Below are 22,113 nucleotides of genomic sequence, written 5' to 3' on the forward strand. Positions count from 1 at the left end.
CTATTCCTCTCTTACTGCTTGTCCTTGTCCAGCCCATCCGCCAGCTTGAAAGCGGGGATCGCAAAGGGCTGGGCTGCCTCTGCCTTTGGCTTGTTCATGAAGGACGGCGTTTCCAGCTGGAAGGTCTCCTTCTGCAGCGTCTCCTGCTTGATGGCACTTTCCGGCACCTTGACCGTCGGCGCCTTCATGACCACGCTGTCGGCAAAATCCGTCGCAATGATGGTCGCCTGCACCTTGCCCTTCATACTCTCATCCTGCACTGTGCCCAGGATGATATTGACCTCCGGATCCGTATGCTTCACGATATAGCGGGAAGCCTCATCCACATCATAAAGGCTCAGCGTGCTGTCGCCGGTCAGGTTGAGGATGATGCCCCGGGCACCGGACAAGTCCTTGTCCACGAGCGGGCTCTCGGCTGCCATCTTCACAGCGTCCACCGCACTGCGGTCACTGACACCAATCCCCAGCAGTGCATCACTGGACTCACTCTGGCGGAAGATCGTCGTGACATCGGCAAAGTCGACGTTGATGACACCGGTGGTCAGGATCAGTTCCGCCACGCAGTTGATTGCCTGCTTCAGGATATTATCCGCGCATTCAAAGGCCTGCACCAAAGACATCCGGCGATTTTCCGGCAATTTGGACAGATTGTCATTTTCCACTGCGATCAGCGCATCCATCTGCGACTGCATCATGGTAATGCCATCCTGCGCCGATTTTTTCTTCCGGTTCCCTTCAAAAGAGAACGGCACGGTCACCACGCCGACGGAGAGGATACCCATTTCCTTGGCCAGACGGGCTACGATCGGGGCTGCCCCCGTACCAGTGCCGCCGCCCATACCAGCAGTGATAAAGACCAGATCCGCGCTATTCATGGCTGCCTGTAATTTGGCCATGTCATTCTTCGCTGCCTGTTCGCCGAGCTGGATATTGCCGCCAGTGCCCCGTCCCCGGGTAAGTGCTTCACCTATCTGAATGCAGTTCACACCGACTTTTTCTACCCGCTGCAATTGCTTGGCATCCGTATTCACGGCATAGAGCTCAATATCCAAAGCATTGTGCTGGCCCATGCGCATCAGTACGCTGTTGCCGCCGCCGCCAACGCCGAATACCTTTATCTTGACTTTTGGTTTTACAAGTGTATCATCTGTGGTCATGGATCATTCCCCTCTCTTGGGAACCATCTGGTTCCTAGGCTCAATCTTATTTACCATTCGTCATAACCAGAGCAGATTCCTGCCCACCTAGTGAAAATTTTACCACATCAGACATACATATGTAAATAGAAAGAGCAGGGGCACCCAAGGGCCCCTGCTCCGACTCTTCGCCATCCATCCCCAGATCAGCTAAAGAGAGCTACTGCCAGACATGCCAGCACAATTTTCAAGCTGTCAAGCTTCACGATACACACTCCTTACCGCGCATCCAGCAAAATCTCGTGCATCTAGCGTTTTATCCATTAGTAAACCATTACCATGATTATACACTTGCCCCCGAAAAATAGCAATAACATTTGACTTTTTTCCATTTTTCTGCTACGATTATATTGCTTTTGTGGAGAGGTGTCCGAGTGGTTTAAGGAGCCGGTCTTGAAAACCGGTGATGCCTTACGGCACCGTGGGTTCGAATCCCACCCTCTCCGCCATGCTATACGGAGTGGTACTCAAGAGGCTGAAGAGGACGGTTTGCTAAATCGTTAGGCTGGGTAACCGGTGCGGAGGTTCGAATCCTCTCCACTCCGCCACTTGCAGGATTTGCCTTCCCTATCCGGGAAGGCTTTTTTGATGCCATCTTTTCGCTGCCCGCCTGCCCAATCCGCTGGAAATCCAAACAGCAAAAAGGCCCCGCATGCGGGGCCATGAATCTCAATGGAGCTGATTATAGGATTCGAACCTACGACCTGCTCATTACGAATGAGCTGCTCTACCAACTGAGCTAAATCAGCAGTTTCAATCACTTCCGTGACTGACAAAATATATTATATGCGAAAGCAGGCACTTCTGTCAATAGCTTTTTTTAAAATCTTTTCAGGCCAAACCAGCCATCCTTATCATTCCAGAAGACCTGGGCACGCCAATCCATCCTGCCACGGCTGTCATAGCTCGTGACGACCAGTTGCTGATTCTCGATGGTGGATTTCAGCTGATGCCATCTGTCCGTACGGAATCCCAGATTGGCAAAGCTGTTCCAGGATACATAGGTAGTCCAGGCACCACTGCTATGCTTACCCACCAGCCAATAACCACAGCTCTTGCCCTGACGGTCAGCCGCTATCTCATAAAGGCGCATAGCCGGATCTGCGGTCTCAATCGCCCGCACGCTGTAACTCACACCGGTGTAGATGCCATCAAAACTATTGAAGGAGAGATAATCCTCCGTGCCATCAGCACTCATCAGCCGCAGAACCTTGCCATCGGTGACGAACTTCACCTTGTTCCCCTCCTGATCGCTGGCGGTCACCGTTTTATCGCCAATGGTCATGGCCTTACTGACGCCGGTGACATTCATGGCACTAGCCACAGATCCTCCTCCAACCAATGCCGATACCAACAACGCACAGCCTAAAGCCTTTCCCAAACGATTCATAATCCAAACACCCTTTCTGCAATTGACTACTAGTAATAATTCTGCATTACGACCTGAATTCCTGCCACTAGGCCAGAAAAATAAAAAAAGACTCACAAACCTCCAAAGAGACTTGTGAGTCTTTTCAGCCATCCTGCCTTAGACAGTCAAGCCTTGATTATTTGCTCATAGCTTCCTGTACAGCTACAGCTACGGCTACGGTCATGCCAACCATCGGGTTGTTGCCGGCGCCGATGAGGCCCATCATGTCAACGTGTGCCGGAACGGAGGAAGAACCTGCGAACTGGGCATCGCCATGCATACGGCCCATGGTATCGGTCATACCATAGGAAGCCGGGCCAGCTGCCATGTTGTCCGGATGGAGCGTACGGCCCGTGCCGCCGCCGGAAGCAACGGAGAAGTACTTCTTGCCGTTTTCGATGCAGTCTTTCTTGTAGCAGCCTGCAACCGGATGCTGGAAGCGGGTCGGGTTCGTGGAGTTACCCGTGATGGAGATATCCACGTTCTCGAGTTTCATGATGGCAACGCCTTCCTGTACGGATTCGGCACCGTAGCAGCGAACTTTAGCACGGAGGCCATCGCTGTAAGCGATTTCTTTGACAATGTTTACTTTGTCAGCCTTGAAATCGTATTCGGTTTCAACGAACGTGAAACCGTTGATGCGGCTGATGATCTGAGCAGCGTCTTTGCCCAGACCGTTCAGGATAACGCGCAGGGGGTTCTTACGAACTTTGTTAGCCGTCTGAGCGATACCGATAGCACCTTCAGCAGCGGCAAACGATTCGTGACCAGCCAGGAATGCGAAACAGCCAGCTTCTTCGGACAGAAGCATAGCGCCGAGGTTACCATGGCCCAGACCTACTTTACGATGGTCAGCAACGGAGCCCGGTACGCAGAAAGCCTGGAGGCCTTCGCCGATAGCTTTGGCAGCGTCAGCAGCAGCCGTGCAGCCCTTCTTGATTGCGATAGCAGCGCCGAGGGTATAAGCCCATTTTGCATTTTCGAATGCGATCGGCTGCAGGTCGCCTACGATGTCGTAAGCTTTTACGCCTTTTTCATCGCAGATGGTTTTTGCTTCTTCGATGGAAGCAATACCATACTTTTTGCAAACTTCATTAATCTGGTCAATACGGCGTTCATAGCCTTCGAATAATGACATTCTATTCATTCCTCTCTTATCTTACAGTGACTTTACGAATAGTCGATAATCCACCTCATCCGCCAGCCCTTTGGGCTGTCACGTCCGGGGAGTCCATTGGACTCCCGCGACTTCGTCGCCCCCTAAGTGGAAGGCAAAGTGGTCGATCTTATTCTTCGCGCGGATCGATCGTCTTAACAGCGTCAGCGAAACGGCCCTTCGTGCTCGTATTGGCTTTGATAGCTTCGTTAGCATCTTTGCCGGCACGAACAGCTTCCATAACTTTGCCCAGCTGAACAACTTCGTAACCGATTACGCGGTTTTCCTTGTCCAGGCCGAGTTTCGTTACATAGCCTTCTGCAAGTTCGAGGTAACGGGGGCCCTTCTTCAGCGTGCTGTAGAGGGTACCCGTCTGGCTGCGCAGACCTTTACCCAGGTCATCGAGACCTGCGCCGATGGGCAGACCATCGTCGGAGAATGCCGTCTGGCTGCGGCCATAGGCAATCTGCAGGAAAAGTTCGCGCATAGCGGTGTTGATGGCATCGCAAACGAGGTCAGTGTTCAGAGCTTCGAGAACCGTCAGGCCCGGCAGGATTTCTGCTGCCATAGCTGCGGAATGAGTCATACCGGAGCAGCCGATGGTTTCAACGAGAGCTTCCTGGATGATGCCTTCCTTAACGTTCAGCGTCAGCTTGCAGGCGCCCTGCTGAGGTGCGCACCAGCCGATACCGTGAGTCAGGCCGCTGATGTCCTGTACGTTTTTGGATTTTACCCATTTGCCTTCTTCAGGAATGGGAGCAGCACCATGGTGTACTTCCTGGGCTACGCATGCCATGTCTTCCACTTTTTGTGAATAAGCAATCATTGTTCGTTTCCTCTCTTTTTCTAAAATATAACACTAGAGGGCTTGCCTTGGGCAAGGGGCTAGCATGGTCAGGCAGGAATGCCTGACCTCCTTGCTCAAGGGAGCTTGCCTCTGTCCTGCTAATTAAAGTTCAACCAGGTTCTTGCCCGTCATTTCAGCCGGAATCTCTACGCCTGCCAGCGTCAGGAGAGTCGGTGCGATATCGCAGAGGGCGCCGTCCTTGACGGACTTGACGCGGTCGGATACCACGATGAACGGTACCGGGTTGGTGGTATGCTTGGTGAAGGGCTGGTCGTTATCATAGTCCATCATCTTGTCAGCATTACCATGGTCAGCCGTGATGCAGACTTCACCGCCGACTTCGCGGATAGCATCCACGAAACGGCCTACACAGGTATCTACCGTTTCCACAGCCTTGATAACAGCCGGGAATACGCCGGTATGACCTACCATGTCGCAGTTTGCATAGTTGAGGATGATGAAATCGTATTTGCCGGATTTGATGGCTTCCACAACTTTATCCGTAACTTCCACAGCGCTCATTTCCGGCTGGAGGTCGTAAGTAGCAACCTTCGGGGACGGAACGAGGATGCGATCCTCACCCTTGTAGGGTTCTTCCACGCCGCCGTTGAAGAAGAACGTAACATGTGCGTACTTCTCGGTTTCGGCGATGCGCAGCTGCGTCATGCCCTTGTTCTGGATGATCTCACCCAGGGTGTTCTCAATGGATTCCGGCGGGAATGCAACCAGTGCATTCATGCCGTCCTCATACTGGGAGAAGGTAGCGAACGGGATCTTCAGGTCTTCGTCGCGTTCAAAGCCATCAAACGTCTCATCCACGAAGGAATGCGTCAGCTGACGGGCACGGTCCGGACGGAAGTTGAAGAAGATAGCGCCGTCGCCATTCTTCATGCCTTCATAGCCTTTGACGACGAACGGAACAACGAATTCATCGTTGACTTCATTGTCATAGCTTGCCTTGAGGCCTGCTACAGCGCTGTCAGCGCTGACGCCCTCGGCATGAGTGATGGCTTCATAAGCCTTGACCACGCGTTCCCAACGGTTGTCGCGGTCCATAGCATAGTAACGGCCGCTGACGGTTGCGATGCAGCCTGCGCCAATCTCTTTGCACTTGGCTTCGAGTTCTTCGAGGAAAGGCTGAGCACTCTGGGGCGGCACATCACGACCATCGAGGAATGCATGAACATAGACTTCCTTGACGTCGTTTTTCTTGGCCATTTCCAGCAGCGCATAGAGATGATCCTGATGGCTGTGTACGCCACCCGGAGATACGAGGCCCATCAGATGCAGGGCACCGTTCTTCTCTTTGACGCCGTTCACGATGGACATCAGGGCTTCGTTCTTGAAGAAGTCGCCATTCTTGATGTCGCGCGTGATGCGAGTCAGCTGCTGATAGATGATGCGGCCAGCACCGATGTTGGTGTGACCAACTTCGGAGTTGCCCATCTGACCATCAGGCAAGCCGACGAATTCGCCAGAAGCCTGCAGCTGGCTGGTCTTATAGTTTGCAAGAAGTCCGTCGAGTACAGGGGTATTGGCTACCTGTACGGCATTGTTCTTGTCGGTTTTGTCACCGAGGCCACAGCCATCCATGATGATGAGGGCCACTGGTGCATTTTTAAGAGTTGCCATGTTTTTTATATGCTCCTTCTAAGAAACACAGATTAGAAGTTAACGATAGCGCTGAAGTCTTCAGCCTTCAGGGAAGCACCGCCTACGAGAGCACCGTCAACGTTCGGCTGCTGCATGAGGTCTTTGATCGTAGCCGGTTTTACGCTGCCGCCGTACTGGATGCGGATAGCGTCAGCTGCCGTCTGGTCGAATTTCTTGGCAACAGCTTCGCGGATAGCTTTGCAGACTTCTTCAGCCTGGTCAAAGGTAGCCGTCTTGCCCGTGCCGATAGCCCAGATGGGTTCGTAAGCGATAACGAGTTTTGCAACTTCGTCAGCTTTGAAGCCTTCGAGAGCAGCGTTAATCTGTGCAACTACATGGTCGATGTAGGTACCGGCTTCGCGGATTTCGAGGCTTTCACCGCAGCAGATGATCGGGGTGATGCCAGCAGCGAAAGCAGCACGAGCGCGCTTGTTCACGCCTTCGTCCGTTTCACCGAAGTAGTCACGGCGTTCGCTGTGACCGAGAACTACGTAATCTACGCCGATCTCATTGAGCATACCCGTGGAGATTTCACCCGTGAAAGCACCTTTTGCTTCCCAATGCACGTTCTGTGCGCCAACATGGATGTTGGTGCCTTTAACTGCTTCACAAACGGAGGAAAGAGCCGTAGCCGTCGGGCAAACCACAACGTCTACTTTAGCATCCTTAACCAGAGGAGCCAGAGCCTTAACAAGCTCTACGCCTTCCTTGATCGTGTTGTTCATTTTCCAGTTGCCTGCAATAATCGGAGTTCTAGCCATTATAATAGCCTCCCAATAATCTTTATTTTTTCTTACTTATCTGCAATAGCTGCTACGCCCGGCATTTCTTTGCCTTCGAGGAATTCAAGCGTTGCGCCGCCGCCAGTGGATACGTGGGAAATCTTGTCCGTGAGGCCCGTCTTCTTCAGAGCTGCTACGGAGTCACCACCGCCAACGATAGAGATAGCGCCTTCGTCCGTTGCTTTAGCAACAGCTTCTGCCACAGCCAGGGTGCCTTTAGCGAAAGCGTCGAATTCGAACACGCCCATAGGACCGTTCCAAACCACCGTCTTAGCACCTTTGAGCGCTTCCACATATTTTGCGGAAGTCTTTTCGCCGGAGTCGAGTGCCTGCCAGCCTTCAGGAACTTTGTCCACATCAACGGTCTGGGTGTTGGCATCAGCAGCGAATTTGTCAGCGATAACGAGGTCAACCGGCAGGATTACTTCTACGCCCTTTTCTTCGGCTTTCTTTAAGAGTTCACGAGCCAGGTCATACTTATCCGGTTCGCAGAGGCTTGCGCCGATGGGCAGGCCCTTGGCAGCGTCAAACGTATGAGCCATGCCGCCGCCGATGATGATTTTGTCAACCTTTTCAATCATGTTGCTGATTACGCCGATTTTATCGGAAACCTTTGCACCGCCGATGATGGCCACGAACGGATGCTGCGGAGCTTCGAGGGTCTTGCCAATGTAGTTGATTTCTTTTTCCATCAGGAAACCGGCAACCACTTCCGTGTACTGTGCGATACCAGCGTTGGAAGCATGACCGCGATGGGATACACCGAAAGCATCGTCAACAGCAACGTCAGCAAGGCTAGCCAGCTGTTTGGCAAATTCGGGGTCATTTTTCTTTTCAGCCTTGTGATAACGGAGGTTTTCGAGGAGCAGAACTTCGCCGGGCTTGAGGTCAGCAGCAGCTTTTTCTGCTTCGGGGCCTACGCAGTCAGCAGCCCATTTTACATCTTTGCCGAGGAGTTCGGACAGATGTGCTACGAGGTGCTTCGTGGAGAACTGCGGCTCACGAGCTTCAGTCGGACGGCCGATGTGGCAAGCCAGAATTACAGCTGCGCCGTTATCGAGCAGGTAGTTGATGGTCGGCAGCGTGCGAACCATACGCGTGTCGTTGGTGATGTTCTGATGTTCATCGAACGGAACGTTGTAGTCAACGCGGACAAATACTTTTTTGCCCTTGACGTCAATATCTTTCAGGGTTTTCTTATCCATTTGTAAACCTCCAGCATTAAAAATTGAGGTCCGGCCCAATACACTTCTATAGGCCGGACCTCAATAGATCTTCGTTTTATGAAGTTTTTACGCTACAATCAAATTATTAGCCGAGTTCAGCGAAGTATTTGATCGTACGAACCATCTGGCTCGTGTAGCTGTTTTCGTTGTCGTACCAGGATACAACCTGTACCTGCGTGCCGCCTTCAACGGGGTTAACCATCGTCTGCGTAGCATCGAACAGGGAACCGAAACGCATGCCAACGATATCGCTGGATACGATTTCTTCCGTGTTGTAACCGAAGGATTCCGTAGCTTCCTTCTTCATCTGAGCGTTGATCTGTTCAACCGTAACGTCGCCCTTGACAACAGCGTTCAGGATCGTCGTGGAACCAGTCGGGGTCGGAACGCGCTGTGCAGCACCGATCAGTTTGCCCTTCAGTTCAGGAATTACGAGGCCGATAGCTTTAGCAGCACCCGTGGAGTTCGGAACGATGTTGCAAGCTGCTGCACGGCTGCGACGGAGGTCGCCTTTACGCTGCGGGCCATCCAGAGTCATCTGGTCGCCAGTGTAAGCGTGGATCGTGCACATGATACCGGACTGAATCGGAGCCAGGTCATTCAGAGCCTTAGCCATCGGAGCCAGGCAGTTCGTCGTGCAGGATGCAGCGGAGATAACCTTGTCTTCCTTCGTCAGGGTTTCATGGTTAACGTTGTATACGATAGTCGGGAGGTCATTACCAGCCGGAGCGGAGATAACAACTTTCTTAGCACCTGCAGCCAGATGTGCAGAAGCCTTTTCTTTGGAAGTGTAGAAACCAGTGCATTCGAGAACTACGTCTACATCATGCTTGCCCCAAGGAATGTCTTTTGCATCCTTTTCAGCATAGATTTTGATTTCTTTGCCGTTAACGGTGATGCTGTCTTCGCCAGCCTCAACCTTGTCAGCGTATTTGTACTTACCCTGCGTGGAATCATACTTCAGCAGGTGTGCGAGCATTTTCGGGCTCGTGAGGTCGTTGATTGCAACTACTTCATAACCCTCTGCATCGAACATCTGACGGAAAGCGAGACGGCCAATACGGCCAAAACCATTGATAGCAACTTTTACTGCCATTTGAAAAATACCCCCTAAATTTTTTAGAAGTTTCAGTTCTTACAGAGACTATAATACAATAACTCCCCCGCAAATGTCAATCTTTTTATCATAAATTAAAGCAATTATTCGATGAACGCAGGGATGTTTTTTCAAAAAATTCACAACAACGATATAATAAGAGATTTTAAGAGCTAAGTTTGTTATAAATGCTGAAAAACAATAGCAATGATAGGATGCAATAAAAAAAGGACAATGCCTGAGCATTGTCCTTTTCTTCGCTATGATATAAATATCATTTATACCTTACGCCAACTCGTCTTCTTTTTCCAGCTTCTCGAGTTCCAGCATGGCCTGTACATAGATGGCACATTCCAGACGTTTCTTCTGGATCTCGCAGCCGATCTCATACGGCTTGCGGATATCGCCATGGAACAGGTCGGCATTGGCATGGCAGCCGCCGGAGCAGAAGAATCTCGACCAGCAGTCACGGCATTTTTCCTTGTTGAGCACATGGCTCTCGCGGAAGTACTGCGGGAGTTTCGTATCGGTCACGCCTTCGTCGAGGCTGCCCAGACGATAGCCCTCACGCCCCACGAACTGATGGCAGGGATAGAGGTCGCCATTTTCGGCCACGGCGAAGTACTCATGGCCAGCGCCGCAGCCGGACAGACGCTTGGCTACGCAGGGGCCGTTGGACAAGTCCATATTGAAATGGAAGAAGAAGAAGCCCTTGCCCTCGTGATGGCGTTTCATATAAGCTTCGGTGAGCTTGTCGTATTCCGCATAGATGCGCGGCAGGTCTTCCTCCGTGAAGCCCAGCGGGCTGTCCTTCAGCACAACCGGCTCCATGGACAGGATATCGAAGCCCTCATCATTCATGGAGAGCACGTCCTTGGTGAAGTCCATATTGTTCTTCGTGTAGGTGCCGCGCAGGTAGGTGTAGACACCGCGGTAGTCCCAATCGCCGCCCTTGCGGGAATCCAGGCATTTATGGAAGTTCTTGATGGCCCGGTCATAGGAACCATTGCCGCCCACATCCGGACGCATGGCATCATGGACTTCCTTGCGGCCATCGAGAGACAGCACCAGCGAGAAGTCATTGTCATTGAGCCATTTGATGTTTTCATCATTCAATAAGAGGCCATTGGTGGTCAGCGTCAGCTTGAACTTCTTGCCCGTTTCCTTTTCGCGCTGGCGGGCGTATTCCGTCACCGCCTTGACGGTCTTCATGTTGATCAGCGGTTCACCGCCGAAGAAGTCCATCTCAAGATGCTTGCGGGGACCGCTGCTCTTTATAAGGAAGTCAACAGCCTTTTTACCCGTCTCAGGGCTCATAATGGCGCGTTCCTGACCGTAGCTGCCACCATCGCCGAAGCAGTATTTGCAGCGCAGGTTGCAGTCCTGAGCAATCATCAAACACAGGGACTTCACGAGCCCCTTCTGCTTGAACGTCGGCGGCACATCAATGTCCGGAGCAAAGAGTTCACCGGCATCCATCAGCGCATGGAGTTCATCCAGAGCTTCTTCCAGGTCTGCCTTCTTATAGCTGTCCTGCCAAGCAGCGACAACAGCGGCATCATTTTCCCCGTCAAAGGTATCCATGATATCGTAGATCATTTTATCGATAACGTGCACAGCACCGCTGTTGATATCCAATAATATATAGGTACCATTCTGCACGAATTTATGAATCTTAGCTTTCATTATAACTCCTAACTAACACAAAGCAGAAATAAAAGTAAAAAGCCCTCCCCCAGGGGGAAGGCCCATAATAAAGCAATTGCTTACTTTTCGCAAACCTGATTGCCTACCGTGCAGGAAGTCTTGCACGCGGACTGGCAGGAAGCCTGGCATTCGCCGCAACCGCCGGTTTTCAGGGTCTTCTGCATGGATGGTTTGTTGACCGTCTTGATGTGTTTCATCATCTAGCCCTCCTATCAAAAAATAGAATCTTCTACATAGTATAACGCGAAATACACGATAACACAAGGGAATTATAAGAAAATTCGCCGAAAATTATTTCAGGTTATTTCAGGAACCCGTTGACAATCTGCTCCTCGGCTTCTTTTTCCGTCAGTCCCAAGGTCATCAGCTTGATGAGCTGATCGCCGGCAATCTTGCCGATAGCGGCCTCATGCACGAGCATGGCATCTACATTATTGGCCTCCAACGACGGTACCGCCAGGATACGTCCCTCATCCATGATGATGGAATCGCATTCCGTATGGCCATGGCAGGCCGCATTGCCCACAATGCGCAGATCCAGTTTCTGATAGGACTTGTCCTTGGCGACGCCGCGGGACACCACATCAGCGCTGGCGTTTTCGCCATCCAGGCACACCTCGTATTCGCTATAGGCATACTGCGTGCCATGCGTCATCAGGCGTTCCCGCACGATCAGGCTGGCATCGGCTTTGAGATTGGCCTTCGTGGTGCGGCTCGTGGAATCCACGCCCTTGATCTGCACCATTTCCATTTCCATGGAACTACCTGCTTCCATGGTCACTTCCGTGACCGGATTCAAGATGCGCTGGCCATCGCCCTGACCAGAACCATAATGCTTCTCCACATATTTGACCTTGGCATTCTCGCCCACGAAGAAGCGGTGCACGCCGTCATGTTCCGAATCCTGATGACCGCAGTTGTCGATGCCGCAGCCAGCCACGATCACCACGTCTGCCCCTTCGCCAATATAAAAGTCGTTATAGACCGTTTCCTTAAGGCCGCTCTCGCTCATGACCACGGGAATATGCACACTCTCATTCTTCGTGCCAGGCTTGATGTGGATATCAATGCCGCTGCCGTCCTCTTTGGAGGTGATTTCGATATTGGCACTGTTGCTGCGCCCTACCGACTTGCCATTGGCCCGCAGGTTATAGGCGCCCTGCGGCACATCATGGAGGTCTGCCACTTCGAGCAATAATCTTCTCTGAATTTCATCCATCTTTACCATCAAGTGTATCCCCCTTTATTGAAACTTCCGGCACATGGGCATGCTGACTTCGGTATCCATGATCTTAGGCAGGATCACATTGCCTGGCCCCTGCTCCTGCACCTTGCCGTCAGCCAATACGATGATTTCATCGGCAATCTGCAGGATGCGTTCCTGATGGGAAATGATGATGATGGAGCTTTCCTGGATTTCCTGACGCATTTTCTCGAAGATGCGGATAAGGTTCTGGAAGCTCCAGAGGTCAATACCGGCTTCCGGTTCATCGAAGATGGACAGATTGGTCTTGCGCGCCAGAATCGTCGCAATCTCAATGCGCTTGAGTTCGCCGCCCGACAGGGAGCTGTTCACCTCGCGGTTCAGATAGTCGTTGGCGCAAAGCCCCACTTCCGAAAGATAGTCGCAGGCCTTGATATGGGAAATCTTCTTTCCGGCAGCCAGCCGCAGGAGGTCGATAACCTGCAAGCCCCGGAAGCGCACCGGCTGCTGGAAGGCAAAGCTGATGCCCATCTGCGCACGTTCCGTGATGCTCTTGTCGGTGATATCCTGCCCGTCCAGATAGATCCGGCCAGAAGTGGGCTGCTCAATGCCCGCAATGATCTTGGCCAGCGTGGATTTGCCGCTGCCGTTTGGCCCCGTGATAACCACAAATTTCCGATTGTCCACGACCAGGCTCAGGTCCTGGATGATATCCACCTGGCTGTCGCCCTCGGTCACATGGAAGGAAATATTCTTCAATTCCAGCATATTTCAGCTCTCCCTTTTATTTCATTAATACTCTTTATAATTATACCACGTAAAAAGCCCACTTGCCTATACATAAATAGGTCAAGCAGGCTTCTCCTGACGATTTTTCCTCAAAAAAATTCATCTGTGGCTATAACTATCTGAAATGAGCCTACGGAACTATGCACCCTGAGCCGCAATTGATGGCTGCCCTTCGGCGTGACATTCTCCCCGAAGCGGGGCAGTTCCAGGTCCGTTTCGATTTTCTTCTCTCCGAGCTCCACGCTGAACATGCCATTGAGCACATTGATGAATTCTTCCAGACTGTCCCTGGCCATCTCATCCATTTCCGGCAGTTCTTCCTCGCTGTAGCGCTCTGCCAGTTTCAGATAGACCGGCTCAGTGGCGATAAAGCCGCCCACGATGCTGATATCCCCGCTCAGACGCTGAGACGTCGCATAACAGGGCATCGCCTCATCCTCCTCGCAGAGCACAGACTCCACCACGGCCTCCGTATGCAGCAGCTGTTTCAACGAATGGATGAACAGCTCCACATAATCGACATAATACTGACAGGCCGGAATATAGCGGTCCCCCATGGCCTTCAGCACCGCCGTACGCACAGGACTGACATCCATCGCATCATCTGCGAGCAATTGTGCAGCAGATGATTCATCCAGTTCAGCGTTCGCAAGTATCGTCCGCATTTCCTCCTGCGAATAATTTCCCCGGTTGAAGATACACTGGACTATGCTGAAATTACTGGTCATTCGCAGCGACCTTCCTTCGCACCGTCTCCACAGCCTTCTTGATCTGCTCACTGGTATAGGGCTTCTGGATGAAATCCATGGCCCCCATCTTGAGTGTAGTCATGAGTTTCTGCGGCGTACCCGCCGAAGACAGCATGACCACCGGCAGATCCGGATTCACTTCCTTTATCACCTGCAGAGCCTCGATGCCGCCCACTTCCGGCATGACGATATCTAAGAATACACAGTCAATCTGTTCTTCCAGATTGAGCATCACTGCTTCCTTGCCATTCTGAGCTTCCAGCACCTCACAGTCCAAGGATTCCAGCTCCTGGCGCAGTTTCTTGCGCAGCAGCTTCGAATCATCCGTAATCAGTACCCGCAGTTTTCTATCCAAATTGGCCGCCTCCCCAGCGAAATAAACTCCATGCAAAACGTTGTTTTGCACTACGCCCTTACACGAAATCTAAGCGATCCTGCGCCTATCGGCTTGACTCGCAAAGATTTCATAGTAAAAGATTAGCAATTACCTGTAATCTGTATTATTCGCCACGGTATTTTTATTTTCCTTCACACTTTCTTGACAAAACAAGTCTCCTGGTGCTATTATTTTCACATAAGAAACCGTTGACGCGGAGATAACGTCAGTCATGCTTTCTCAGAGAGTCCGGGGCGCTGCAATCCGGATAAAACACAAGCTGGCAAATGGACCGCCGAGGGCGCACTGAAAAGTCTTGAGACCTAGTAGGCTGCGACGGAGGACACCCGTTAGTTGTCGGAGGTATGCTAGTACCTCGCTAAGTGCATGGTATGACCATGAAACAGGGTGGCACCGCGAAGAATTCGTCCCTGACAGAAATATTTTCTGTCGGGGATTTTTTAGTTCCCCGGCAAACAAAGGAGCTAATATCATGGAAAACGCAACTGAGAAAAAGATCATCCTCTCCGGCATCCAGCCCACAGGCGTCTTCACGCTGGGCAACTATCTGGGCGCCGTCAAGAACTGGCAGAAGATGCAGGAGGAATACAACTGCTATTACTTTATCGCCGACCTGCACTCCCTGACCATCCATATCGATCCCACCAAGCGCAAGCAGCAGACCTTGCAGGCTTTCGCCCTGCTCCTGGCCTGCGGCATCGATCCGGAAAAGAGCCTGGTCTTCGTCCAGAGCCATGTCAAGAGCCATGCCGAGATGGGCTGGATCATGAGCTGCTGCTCCCAGTTCGGTGAGCTCAGCCGCATGACGCAGTTCAAGGACAAATCCAGCAAGCATCCTGAAAACATCAATGCCGGCCTCTTCACCTACCCGGCACTTATGGCTGGTGATATTTTACTTTATCAGGCTGACTACGTACCCGTTGGCGCTGACCAGACACAGCACCTCGAATTCACGCGCGATATCGCCACCCGCTTCAACCATAACTACGGCGAGATTTTCAAGCTGCCCGAAGGCTACTTCCCGAAGGCCGGTGCCCGCGTCATGAGCCTGCAGGAGCCCACGAGCAAGATGAGCAAGTCCGACACCAATCCCAAGGCGACGATTTCCATCCTCGACGAGGAAAACGTCATCCTCAAGAAATTCAAGAGCGCCGTCACCGACAGCGAAGCCGTGGTCTGCTTCCGCGAGGACAAGCCCGGCGTCAGCAACCTGATGACCATTTATTCCGCTATTACGGGAAAAACGATGGCAGAAATCGAAGCCGAATTCGCCGGCAAAGGCTATGGCGACTTCAAGGCCGTAGTCGGCCAGGCCGTCGCCGATGAGCTCAAACCCGTACGCGAAAAATACAACGAACTGATGAAGGACCGCAAGCACCTCGAAGCACTCATGAAGCAGGGCGCGGAACGGGCCGAATACATCGCCCGCAAGACGCTGACCAAGGCCAAGAAAAAAGTCGGTCTGCTACCGGAAATCCGTTAATCGGCCCAAATACAACGAATTCAAAAACGTAACACAAATCCCGAGGGGGATGTTCCTGCGCGTTTTACACGCGAAGCGCGTACTAGCGCAGGAACATCCCCCTCGGGATTTAGCATATACATTCCCTCAACATTATTATACCTTGAACTTCTGCACTTCTCTCTGCAGATCCATCGCCATCCTGGCCAGCTCGTTGCTGGCATGGGCGATTTCCTGTACGGAGGCACTCTGTTCTTCGGTGGCCGCCGATACGGTCTCTGCCTCTTCAGCAGCACTGCGGCTTGTTTCGCCGATGGTGCGGACGTTGCTGACGATCTGCTGCCCGCTCTCGGCCATACCCGTGATGGCCGTAGAGATTTCCTGCACCTGGCTCGATACATTTTCCACGATCTCGATGATCTTGCGGAAGGACTCGCCCATGGACATGATATTTTCCGTGCCCACGCGGACTTCCTCACTGCCCGCCTGCATACCAGCTACAGCACTGTCCGTATCCCGGCGTGTCTCTTCGATCAGCGTGGCAATGCGATGGGCAGCTTCCTGCGAGGATTCGGCAAGCTTCCTGACTTCATCGGCCACCACGGCAAAGCCGCGGCCATGTTCCCCAGCCCGGGCCGCTTCGATAGCAGCGTTGAGCGCCAAGAGATTGGTCTGCTCGGAAATGCTGGAAATCGTATCCACGATCTGGCCGATTTCGCTGGAACGTTCGCCCAGCGCCGTAACCACCTTGGTGGATTCCTTGGTGGATTCTTCAATCCGCTTGATCTGGCCAATGGCTTCGTTGAGCGTCCTGCCACTATCCCGGGCCACAGCGGATGCTTCCCGGCTGTTAGCAGCTGCGGCATCGGCCTTGCCGGCAATCCCCTGGATATTGTCATTGAGATTTTCGATAGCTTCGGAGGTGGAGCTTACGGCTTCTAACTGTTCGCTGGTGCCCTGCGCCACTTTCACGATGCTGTCGGCCACCTGATTGGAGGCCTGTGCCGACTGGTCGCTGGTGGCATTGAGTTCTTCCGACGCCGCCGACAGGCTTTCGGCGGAAGCACTGACATTATAGAGCACCTTCCGCACGCCCTGCCGCATGGAGCGCACAGCCCCGGCCAGCTGACCTAATTCATTGCTGACCGTGATCTGCGCCGGACGATCCTGGAAATCGCCATCCGCCAGCAGACGCATCTCGTCCATCATCACAGCCAGCGGTCTCATGGAACGGTTGACCGTGATCCAGACGCCCAGGGAAATCAGCACGATCAGCACCAAAGAAATCAACGTCATGATCTTCAGCACCGTAGCCACCGGCGCAAAGAGCTCATCCTGATAGGCCACCGTGGCCATGCCCCAACCTGTTGCCTTGATGGGATTATAGAAGGCAATCATATCTTCCCCATCAGCACGGGTGAATTTATAGACACCAGCCTCGCCGGAGAGCATCTTTTCCCCCAGCGTACGCACGGCCGGATCATCGTCCTCAGAAATCTTCTTCTTCATGATGGACGCTTCATCGGGATTGACAATATAGGTACCCTCTTTGGAAACCAGCAGGCTATAGCCTTTTTCCCCCAGCTTGAAGTTACTAACCTTCTCCATCACGGCATCCACATAGATAGCCGCCAGTACCATGCCGACATTGGCGCCGTTGTTATCCTTGGCCAAAGCGATGGAATTGACGATGATCTTGCCGGTAGCCTGCGATATGACTGGCGAGGCCATAAAGCTGTCCTTGGCTCCCGTCATGGTCTCCTTATACCAGGCTTTATCCGCATTATGCATCTCCTTGAAACCGGATTTGGTCTGCCCATAGAGCACTCCCGAACCATCAAACGGCCCCCAGCTCACACTGTCATAGACACCAGGATAAATCTTTTCCATCAGCTTGAGCCGGTAGACATTATTCTCATTCATCAGCTCCGGCGCATTCTGCAGATTCTTGGCCGCTGGCTGAGAAGCTGCTGTCTGCGTCTCCAGCATCCGCGCATCCAGCCACGACGATACCCCGCTGGCCACTTCCTGCGCATTCCGCAGGGAACTGGTCGTCAATTGCTCCTCAAAGGTAGAACCCACATAACGGAAAATAATCCCCGCCATCAACATAAGCCCGATAACCACGATTGGAATCACAAAAAGTAAGATCTCCGCCTTAACCGTCCGTCCCCGTTCCGGAATAACCTGCTCAGCCATTATATCCCCTCCCCCTAGTATCGCATTCCGGCGCCCATGGAGGGGCGCCTGCGGACGTAAATCACGTGATGTGATTTCAGTCCGCGTTTTCGCCTGTGCCCGCAAGGGTATTTGGATACTTTTCTTTGCGCCAAAGAAAAGTATCACCACGAATTAAATATTCCAGTGAATCATCGCCCGCATCGCCATCTCGGCATCGCCGTCATCAAATGCCTCCATTTCCGGCAACCAGTCTTCGGCGAACAGTGGCAGATCCTCCACCAGTTTCTTGATGAACTTGCTCACGGTCTGCATGGCCGCTTCATCCTGCGGCGAATTGAGGAACTGGCCCAGTATCCTGCCGACCTCCTCCATTTCCTCCGCCTGCAGGAAACGTGTCGCACTGTCCAGACTGGACAGGCGCAAGATCGGATAGCTGATATTATCCTCGGAAGTCATCAATGTCTCCGCCTTGACCAAAAGCCCGGCTTCCTTCAGCTTATCGGCCACATCTTCCCCGTCCGTACCTTCCGGCAGTTGCACCAGCACCAGATGATTTTCCGTCGGACTGCACAAGAGCTTGCAACCGGCACTGAGCAGCCCATTTTCCAATCCCCGGGCATTGTCTAGGACCTGCTGGGCATAATCCTGATATTCCATGCAATCTGCTTCCTTGAATACCAAAGCCAGGGACGCCAGTACATTTTTCTTCAGGGAGCTATGCCCCGTCTCAATCACGGTCCTGTCCAGAAGCTCCGCGATCTTTTCCTTGCAAAGGATAATACCATTCTGCGGTCCATGCAGGGCATCGCTGGCCGCAAAGGTCGCCACATCTGCATAAGAAACCGGCGAAGCGATCTTGCCCGCGGCCACCAGCCCGGAATTCTGCCCCAGGTCGATCCATAGATATGCCCCGACCTCATCAGCAATCCTGCGCAGCTGGGCATAATCAATATTGCGCGGATAGTTGACCGGCGAATAGATGATCATATCCGGACGATGCTTATGCGCCAGCGCCTGCACCTTCGCAAAATTCAGCTCCAGCGTATCCGGCTCCACACCAAACTTCACGAAATCATACTGCAGATCGCCAGTGCAATGCTCCGACTTGCGCAGGTTGAAGGAAAGCACCGTGTCTCCCTTTTTCAACAGCGCCAGCATCACGACACGGGAAGCAATCGCCAGACTGCCGGTACGCACGATCGCATGCTCTGCCCCATAAAGCTCCTTGGCCCGCGCCACCGCCAGCCGCTCCAGCGAACTGCGATGATGCGTCTTATGATGGTCAATGATCTCATCCCCCAGCGTACTGCCCTTCAGGAACGCAGCAAACGGCGAAGCCGCATTCGTGGTCGGTATCAACGACAAGGTGATGCGCTGCTGCTTGAGCGCCCGCTTCAACTGCCCGCAGAGTTCAGGATCAAAGGATTCTAATTTCGTCAGGATTTTCTCATTGGTCATATGTACTGTCCTTTCTAATCTATGACTATTTTTATATAAGATACATTTATTTTTATCACAAATGTAATTCGATAAAGAACGGCAAAATTCCTGCTCCTTATCAGTCTTTCGCTCACTCAATTCAGACGCGCTCCCATTACCGGAAGCAAGCGTGGCGGGGAATGCCTGACCGGAGCGTAAGGCAATGGGCGTTAAGAAAATATTTTTCCTCCACCACAAAAAGAGTCATTAAAAGTCAGCTGTTTGAGCGCAGCGAGTTTTGACTTTTAATGACTCATCCAAGAGGAAAAATATTTTCAGCCCGTTGCCGAAGCGCAGGGCAGGTATTCCCCGCCACGCGCCTTGCACGACGAACCATAAGGGTAATCTTACTTATTCATGTCTTCCCATTTTTCTTCCAGTTCTTCCACGATGCGGGCATGTTCTTCTTCCGTCAGCGTAACCTTGCCGCGATAAACAAAGGCTGCAATCACGAGCAGGATTACCGGAATCGCGAACATGATGAGCTGGAATTTCAGCAGGCTGCCAGCCGTGATGTCTGCAGCCGTAGCACCGCCGGTCATACCGACCCATACAGCCGTCAGACCTACGATACCACCCGTAACGGCACCGGAGAGTTTATCCACCAGCGGACGTACGCAGAGGCAGACCGCTTCATCACGATGACCGAGTTTCAACTGGCCATATTCCACAGAGTCCGTGATGGTCATGAGAACCACCAGGAAGATAAGGGGCTGCGGAAGGTTGAAGAGACCAGCAGCAACCAGAGCCATCCAAACATTGGTGCCGGACAGTGCATAGAGAATCAGTGCAGCCGTCATGATAGCCAGAGAGCTGAAGAACAGTTTGCGGCGGCTGAATTTCGTCGTGAGTACCGGGAAGAGAGCCACAGCCATCAGGCCGATTACGACGTTGATGATACCTAAGATGGAGAATTTCGTTGCATCACCGATAACATAGATGAAATAGTAAAGATTGAAGTTATTGACAATATTCTGACCTAAGCCCAAAATCAAATAAGCGCAGGCAATCCACAGCAGCTGGTCATTCTTGGCCAGGACCTTGAACACATCTTTAAAAGAAGTATCAACCTTGTTTTCACGCAGAGCCGAATCCTGTTCCTTCGTACCAATGCCCAGGATGATTGCGCCCAGCGTTGCAATACCGCCGCCGATGCAGGCAAAGGCAAACCAGCCCTGCGGATCGCCAGCACCGCCATTCTGATTGACGGAGAAATACAGGACAATCGGCATAACCATGATCGTAACGAGCTGACCGCCGAACACAGATCCGATACGGGCAACCGTGGCCGTGATCTCACGCTCATGGGAATCAAAGGACAGTGCCGGAATCATGGACCAGATAGCTACGTCTTTAGCGGAGTAGAACACGTCCATAATGAAGTAAACGATTGCAAAAAGAATCAAATAAAGCGTCGGATTGGAAACCGTCAGGCCGCCGAAATCCGTGAACAGAGCGGCCAGCGTGATGGCTGCTACGAACGCACCCACGATAACCCAGGGCTTGAAACGGCCCCAACGGGTTTTCGTCTTGTCGATGATATTGCCCATAAACGGATCGATGAAGAGTTCTGCCACACGCAGAACCATGATGATGGTCGTAACCACACCAATCATATAAGCATCCCGGCTGGGATTGTTGGACGAGAACAGGTTACTCGTCACGAAAATCATGAAATACGTTGCCAACATGGCGTAAAATACGTCATGGCCAAAGGTGCCGCAAGCATATGCAATACGCGGCCACATGCTGCTCTTTTTCTCTGCCACTGCTACTGCCTCCATAAAAAAGCCTCCCCCAATCAGCCTTTGATCTCACGCATATAGGCAATCAGCCCATCTGCGATTTTTTCCAAGTCACCGGAGCTGGTATTCACGACCAGATCGTAATTTTCCCCAGCGCCCCAGGTGCGGCCCGTGTAATAGTTGTAATAGCGGGCGCGCTTCTCATCTTCCTTGTCCAGTTCCTTGAGGCTCTTGCCATCATAGACTTCCTGGCCACGCTTCTCGCGGAAATCATCATCTGCGCAGACGAAGATAGAGAAAACGTTATCTAATTTGCGCAGAGCATAATCCGCACTGCGTCCCAGGAAAATACATGGACCATCTTTGGCAATCTTGCGGATGGCCGCCGACTCGCTCATGAACATCTCCTGACTGGAGCTGCCCATATGCGTGCCGAAGGAATGGAACGGGATAAAGCTCAGCGACAACGGCTTGACCTGATTTTCCATCTCCAGCAGTTCTTCCTCGCTCAAATCGTCAATGCCCATTTTGGCTGCGGCAATATGGACGATCTGACGGTCATAGAGCTTGATGCCCAGCTTCTTGGCCATAATCTCTGCCAGTTCACGTCCACCAGCACCATACTGACGACTGATGGTTATAACAGTATTTTCCATTCTGAATCCCCCTCATTGTGTTTGGAAAATAAATGTAAACGTTTTCTTTAGACCTAAAAAATAAATATCGCCTTACCATTGAAATCATTCTCGCTTTAATCAATAGTAAACGATTTCCTTATCTATTATTATAGCGTGTTTCGGAAATAATGCAATATGTTTAATAAAAATAGTAATTTTCAGTTTTTAATGCCAGAGTCTGCCATTCACATATATAAATTGCAGTTTGTTGGTTAGTTCGAGCCAAAGTTATCCCGTTTATACGCAGTCAGGGGTTCACGGGGGAGTACTTTTGCTGTTTCCGCTAAACGTCCCTCCCTGGCAGTTTAGAGTTATTTAGCTGGATGCGCCGGGCAGGCCAACGGCGCGTCTTTCAG

At 52.1% G+C, this 22,113-nt stretch carries 19 protein-coding genes, 3 tRNA genes and 1 other annotated feature; of the genes, 3 read left to right on the top strand and 19 right to left on the bottom strand.

Annotated elements, in window-relative coordinates; genetic code table 11:
* Positions 1–11: 11 nt before the first annotated feature.
* Positions 12–1,157: a cell division protein FtsZ gene (ftsZ, locus tag BLQ59_RS10330; protein ID WP_074572825.1), complete on the bottom strand. Its 1,146-nt coding sequence runs from the start codon at positions 1,155–1,157 to the stop codon at positions 12–14.
* 399 nt (positions 1,158–1,556) lie between these two features.
* Here ftsZ and BLQ59_RS10335 point away from each other — a divergent pair.
* Together BLQ59_RS10335 and BLQ59_RS10340 are read left to right on the top strand one after the other, a co-directional pair.
* A tRNA-Ser gene (locus BLQ59_RS10335) sits at positions 1,557–1,645 on the top strand.
* An 8-nt stretch (positions 1,646–1,653) separates the two neighbouring features.
* Positions 1,654–1,744: transfer RNA gene (locus tag BLQ59_RS10340), tRNA-Ser, on the top strand.
* A 125-nt stretch (positions 1,745–1,869) separates the two neighbouring features.
* Here the strand turns inward: BLQ59_RS10340 and BLQ59_RS10345 are convergent.
* The 14 genes from BLQ59_RS10345 to BLQ59_RS10410 all read right to left on the bottom strand — a co-directional run bounded on the left by BLQ59_RS10345 (position 1,870) and on the right by BLQ59_RS10410 (position 14,171).
* Positions 1,870–1,945, bottom strand: a tRNA-Thr gene (locus tag BLQ59_RS10345).
* A gap of 71 nt (positions 1,946–2,016) precedes the next feature.
* Complete coding sequence (locus BLQ59_RS10350; RefSeq protein ID WP_143005337.1) at positions 2,017–2,586, bottom strand: hypothetical protein; 570 nt, start codon at positions 2,584–2,586, stop codon at positions 2,017–2,019.
* A gap of 157 nt (positions 2,587–2,743) precedes the next feature.
* Entirely contained in the window at positions 2,744–3,745 is a 1,002-nt protein-coding gene (locus BLQ59_RS10355; RefSeq protein WP_074572827.1) for a GGGtGRT protein, read from the bottom strand.
* A 148-nt stretch (positions 3,746–3,893) separates the two neighbouring features.
* Entirely contained in the window at positions 3,894–4,589 is a 696-nt protein-coding gene (locus BLQ59_RS10360) for an iron-sulfur cluster assembly scaffold protein (protein ID WP_014425545.1), read from the bottom strand.
* Between the two features lie 123 nt (positions 4,590–4,712).
* Positions 4,713–6,242: a 2,3-bisphosphoglycerate-independent phosphoglycerate mutase gene (gpmI, locus tag BLQ59_RS10365; protein ID WP_074572828.1), complete on the bottom strand. Its 1,530-nt coding sequence runs from the start codon at positions 6,240–6,242 to the stop codon at positions 4,713–4,715.
* Between the two features lie 32 nt (positions 6,243–6,274).
* Positions 6,275–7,024 (bottom strand): triose-phosphate isomerase, encoded by a 750-nt coding sequence (gene tpiA, locus BLQ59_RS10370; RefSeq protein WP_074572829.1) that lies wholly within the window; start codon positions 7,022–7,024, stop codon positions 6,275–6,277.
* A gap of 32 nt (positions 7,025–7,056) precedes the next feature.
* Entirely contained in the window at positions 7,057–8,250 is a 1,194-nt protein-coding gene (locus tag BLQ59_RS10375) for a phosphoglycerate kinase (RefSeq protein WP_074572830.1), read from the bottom strand.
* Between the two features lie 106 nt (positions 8,251–8,356).
* Positions 8,357–9,367, bottom strand: coding sequence for a type I glyceraldehyde-3-phosphate dehydrogenase (gene gap, locus BLQ59_RS10380; RefSeq protein WP_074572831.1), 1,011 nt, complete (start codon positions 9,365–9,367; stop codon positions 8,357–8,359).
* Positions 9,368–9,652: 285 nt separating this feature from the next.
* Positions 9,653–11,053 carry a thioether cross-link-forming SCIFF peptide maturase gene (gene scfB, locus BLQ59_RS10385; RefSeq protein ID WP_074572832.1) on the bottom strand — a complete coding sequence of 467 codons (1,401 nt, stop codon included), beginning with the start codon at positions 11,051–11,053 and terminating at the stop codon, positions 9,653–9,655.
* An 80-nt stretch (positions 11,054–11,133) separates the two neighbouring features.
* Positions 11,134–11,271, bottom strand: coding sequence for a six-cysteine ranthipeptide SCIFF (gene scfA / locus BLQ59_RS10390; protein ID WP_065813989.1), 138 nt, complete (start codon positions 11,269–11,271; stop codon positions 11,134–11,136).
* 104 nt (positions 11,272–11,375) lie between these two features.
* Positions 11,376–12,302: a SufB/SufD family protein gene (locus BLQ59_RS10395; protein ID WP_074572833.1), complete on the bottom strand. Its 927-nt coding sequence runs from the start codon at positions 12,300–12,302 to the stop codon at positions 11,376–11,378.
* 15 nt (positions 12,303–12,317) lie between these two features.
* Positions 12,318–13,046 (bottom strand): ABC transporter ATP-binding protein, encoded by a 729-nt coding sequence (locus BLQ59_RS10400; RefSeq protein ID WP_074572834.1) that lies wholly within the window; start codon positions 13,044–13,046, stop codon positions 12,318–12,320.
* Between the two features lie 110 nt (positions 13,047–13,156).
* The gene (locus tag BLQ59_RS10405) at positions 13,157–13,795 is read right to left on the bottom strand and encodes a chemotaxis protein CheX (RefSeq protein WP_074572835.1); all 639 of its coding nucleotides are present in this window, start codon (positions 13,793–13,795) and stop codon (positions 13,157–13,159) included.
* Complete coding sequence (locus tag BLQ59_RS10410; RefSeq protein WP_074572836.1) at positions 13,785–14,171, bottom strand: response regulator; 387 nt, start codon at positions 14,169–14,171, stop codon at positions 13,785–13,787. The genes BLQ59_RS10405 and BLQ59_RS10410 overlap by 11 nt, the downstream gene beginning before the upstream one ends.
* A 221-nt stretch (positions 14,172–14,392) precedes the next feature.
* Positions 14,393–14,628, top strand: a binding site (T-box leader).
* 57 nt (positions 14,629–14,685) lie between these two features.
* On the opposite strand from BLQ59_RS10410, the gene trpS reads away from it, so the two are divergent.
* Positions 14,686–15,696 (top strand): tryptophan--tRNA ligase, encoded by a 1,011-nt coding sequence (gene trpS / locus BLQ59_RS10415; protein ID WP_074572837.1) that lies wholly within the window; start codon positions 14,686–14,688, stop codon positions 15,694–15,696.
* Positions 15,697–15,831: 135 nt separating this feature from the next.
* On the opposite strand, the gene BLQ59_RS10420 is transcribed toward trpS, so the two are convergent.
* From BLQ59_RS10420 to BLQ59_RS10435, 4 genes are all read right to left on the bottom strand, one after another.
* Entirely contained in the window at positions 15,832–17,874 is a 2,043-nt protein-coding gene (locus tag BLQ59_RS10420) for a methyl-accepting chemotaxis protein (RefSeq protein WP_074572838.1), read from the bottom strand.
* Positions 17,875–18,027: 153 nt separating this feature from the next.
* Positions 18,028–19,314: a PLP-dependent aminotransferase family protein gene (locus BLQ59_RS10425; RefSeq protein ID WP_074572839.1), complete on the bottom strand. Its 1,287-nt coding sequence runs from the start codon at positions 19,312–19,314 to the stop codon at positions 18,028–18,030.
* A 368-nt stretch (positions 19,315–19,682) separates the two neighbouring features.
* Positions 19,683–21,119 carry a glycoside-pentoside-hexuronide (GPH):cation symporter gene (locus BLQ59_RS10430; protein WP_256324657.1) on the bottom strand — a complete coding sequence of 479 codons (1,437 nt, stop codon included), beginning with the start codon at positions 21,117–21,119 and terminating at the stop codon, positions 19,683–19,685.
* A 17-nt stretch (positions 21,120–21,136) separates the two neighbouring features.
* Positions 21,137–21,736: a cytidylate kinase-like family protein gene (locus BLQ59_RS10435; RefSeq protein WP_014425560.1), complete on the bottom strand. Its 600-nt coding sequence runs from the start codon at positions 21,734–21,736 to the stop codon at positions 21,137–21,139.
* Positions 21,737–22,113: the final 377 nt, after the last annotated feature.

The organism is Pseudoselenomonas ruminantium, assembly GCF_900104055.1.
Lineage (GTDB): Bacteria > Bacillota > Negativicutes > Selenomonadales > Selenomonadaceae > Selenomonas_A > Selenomonas_A ruminantium_C.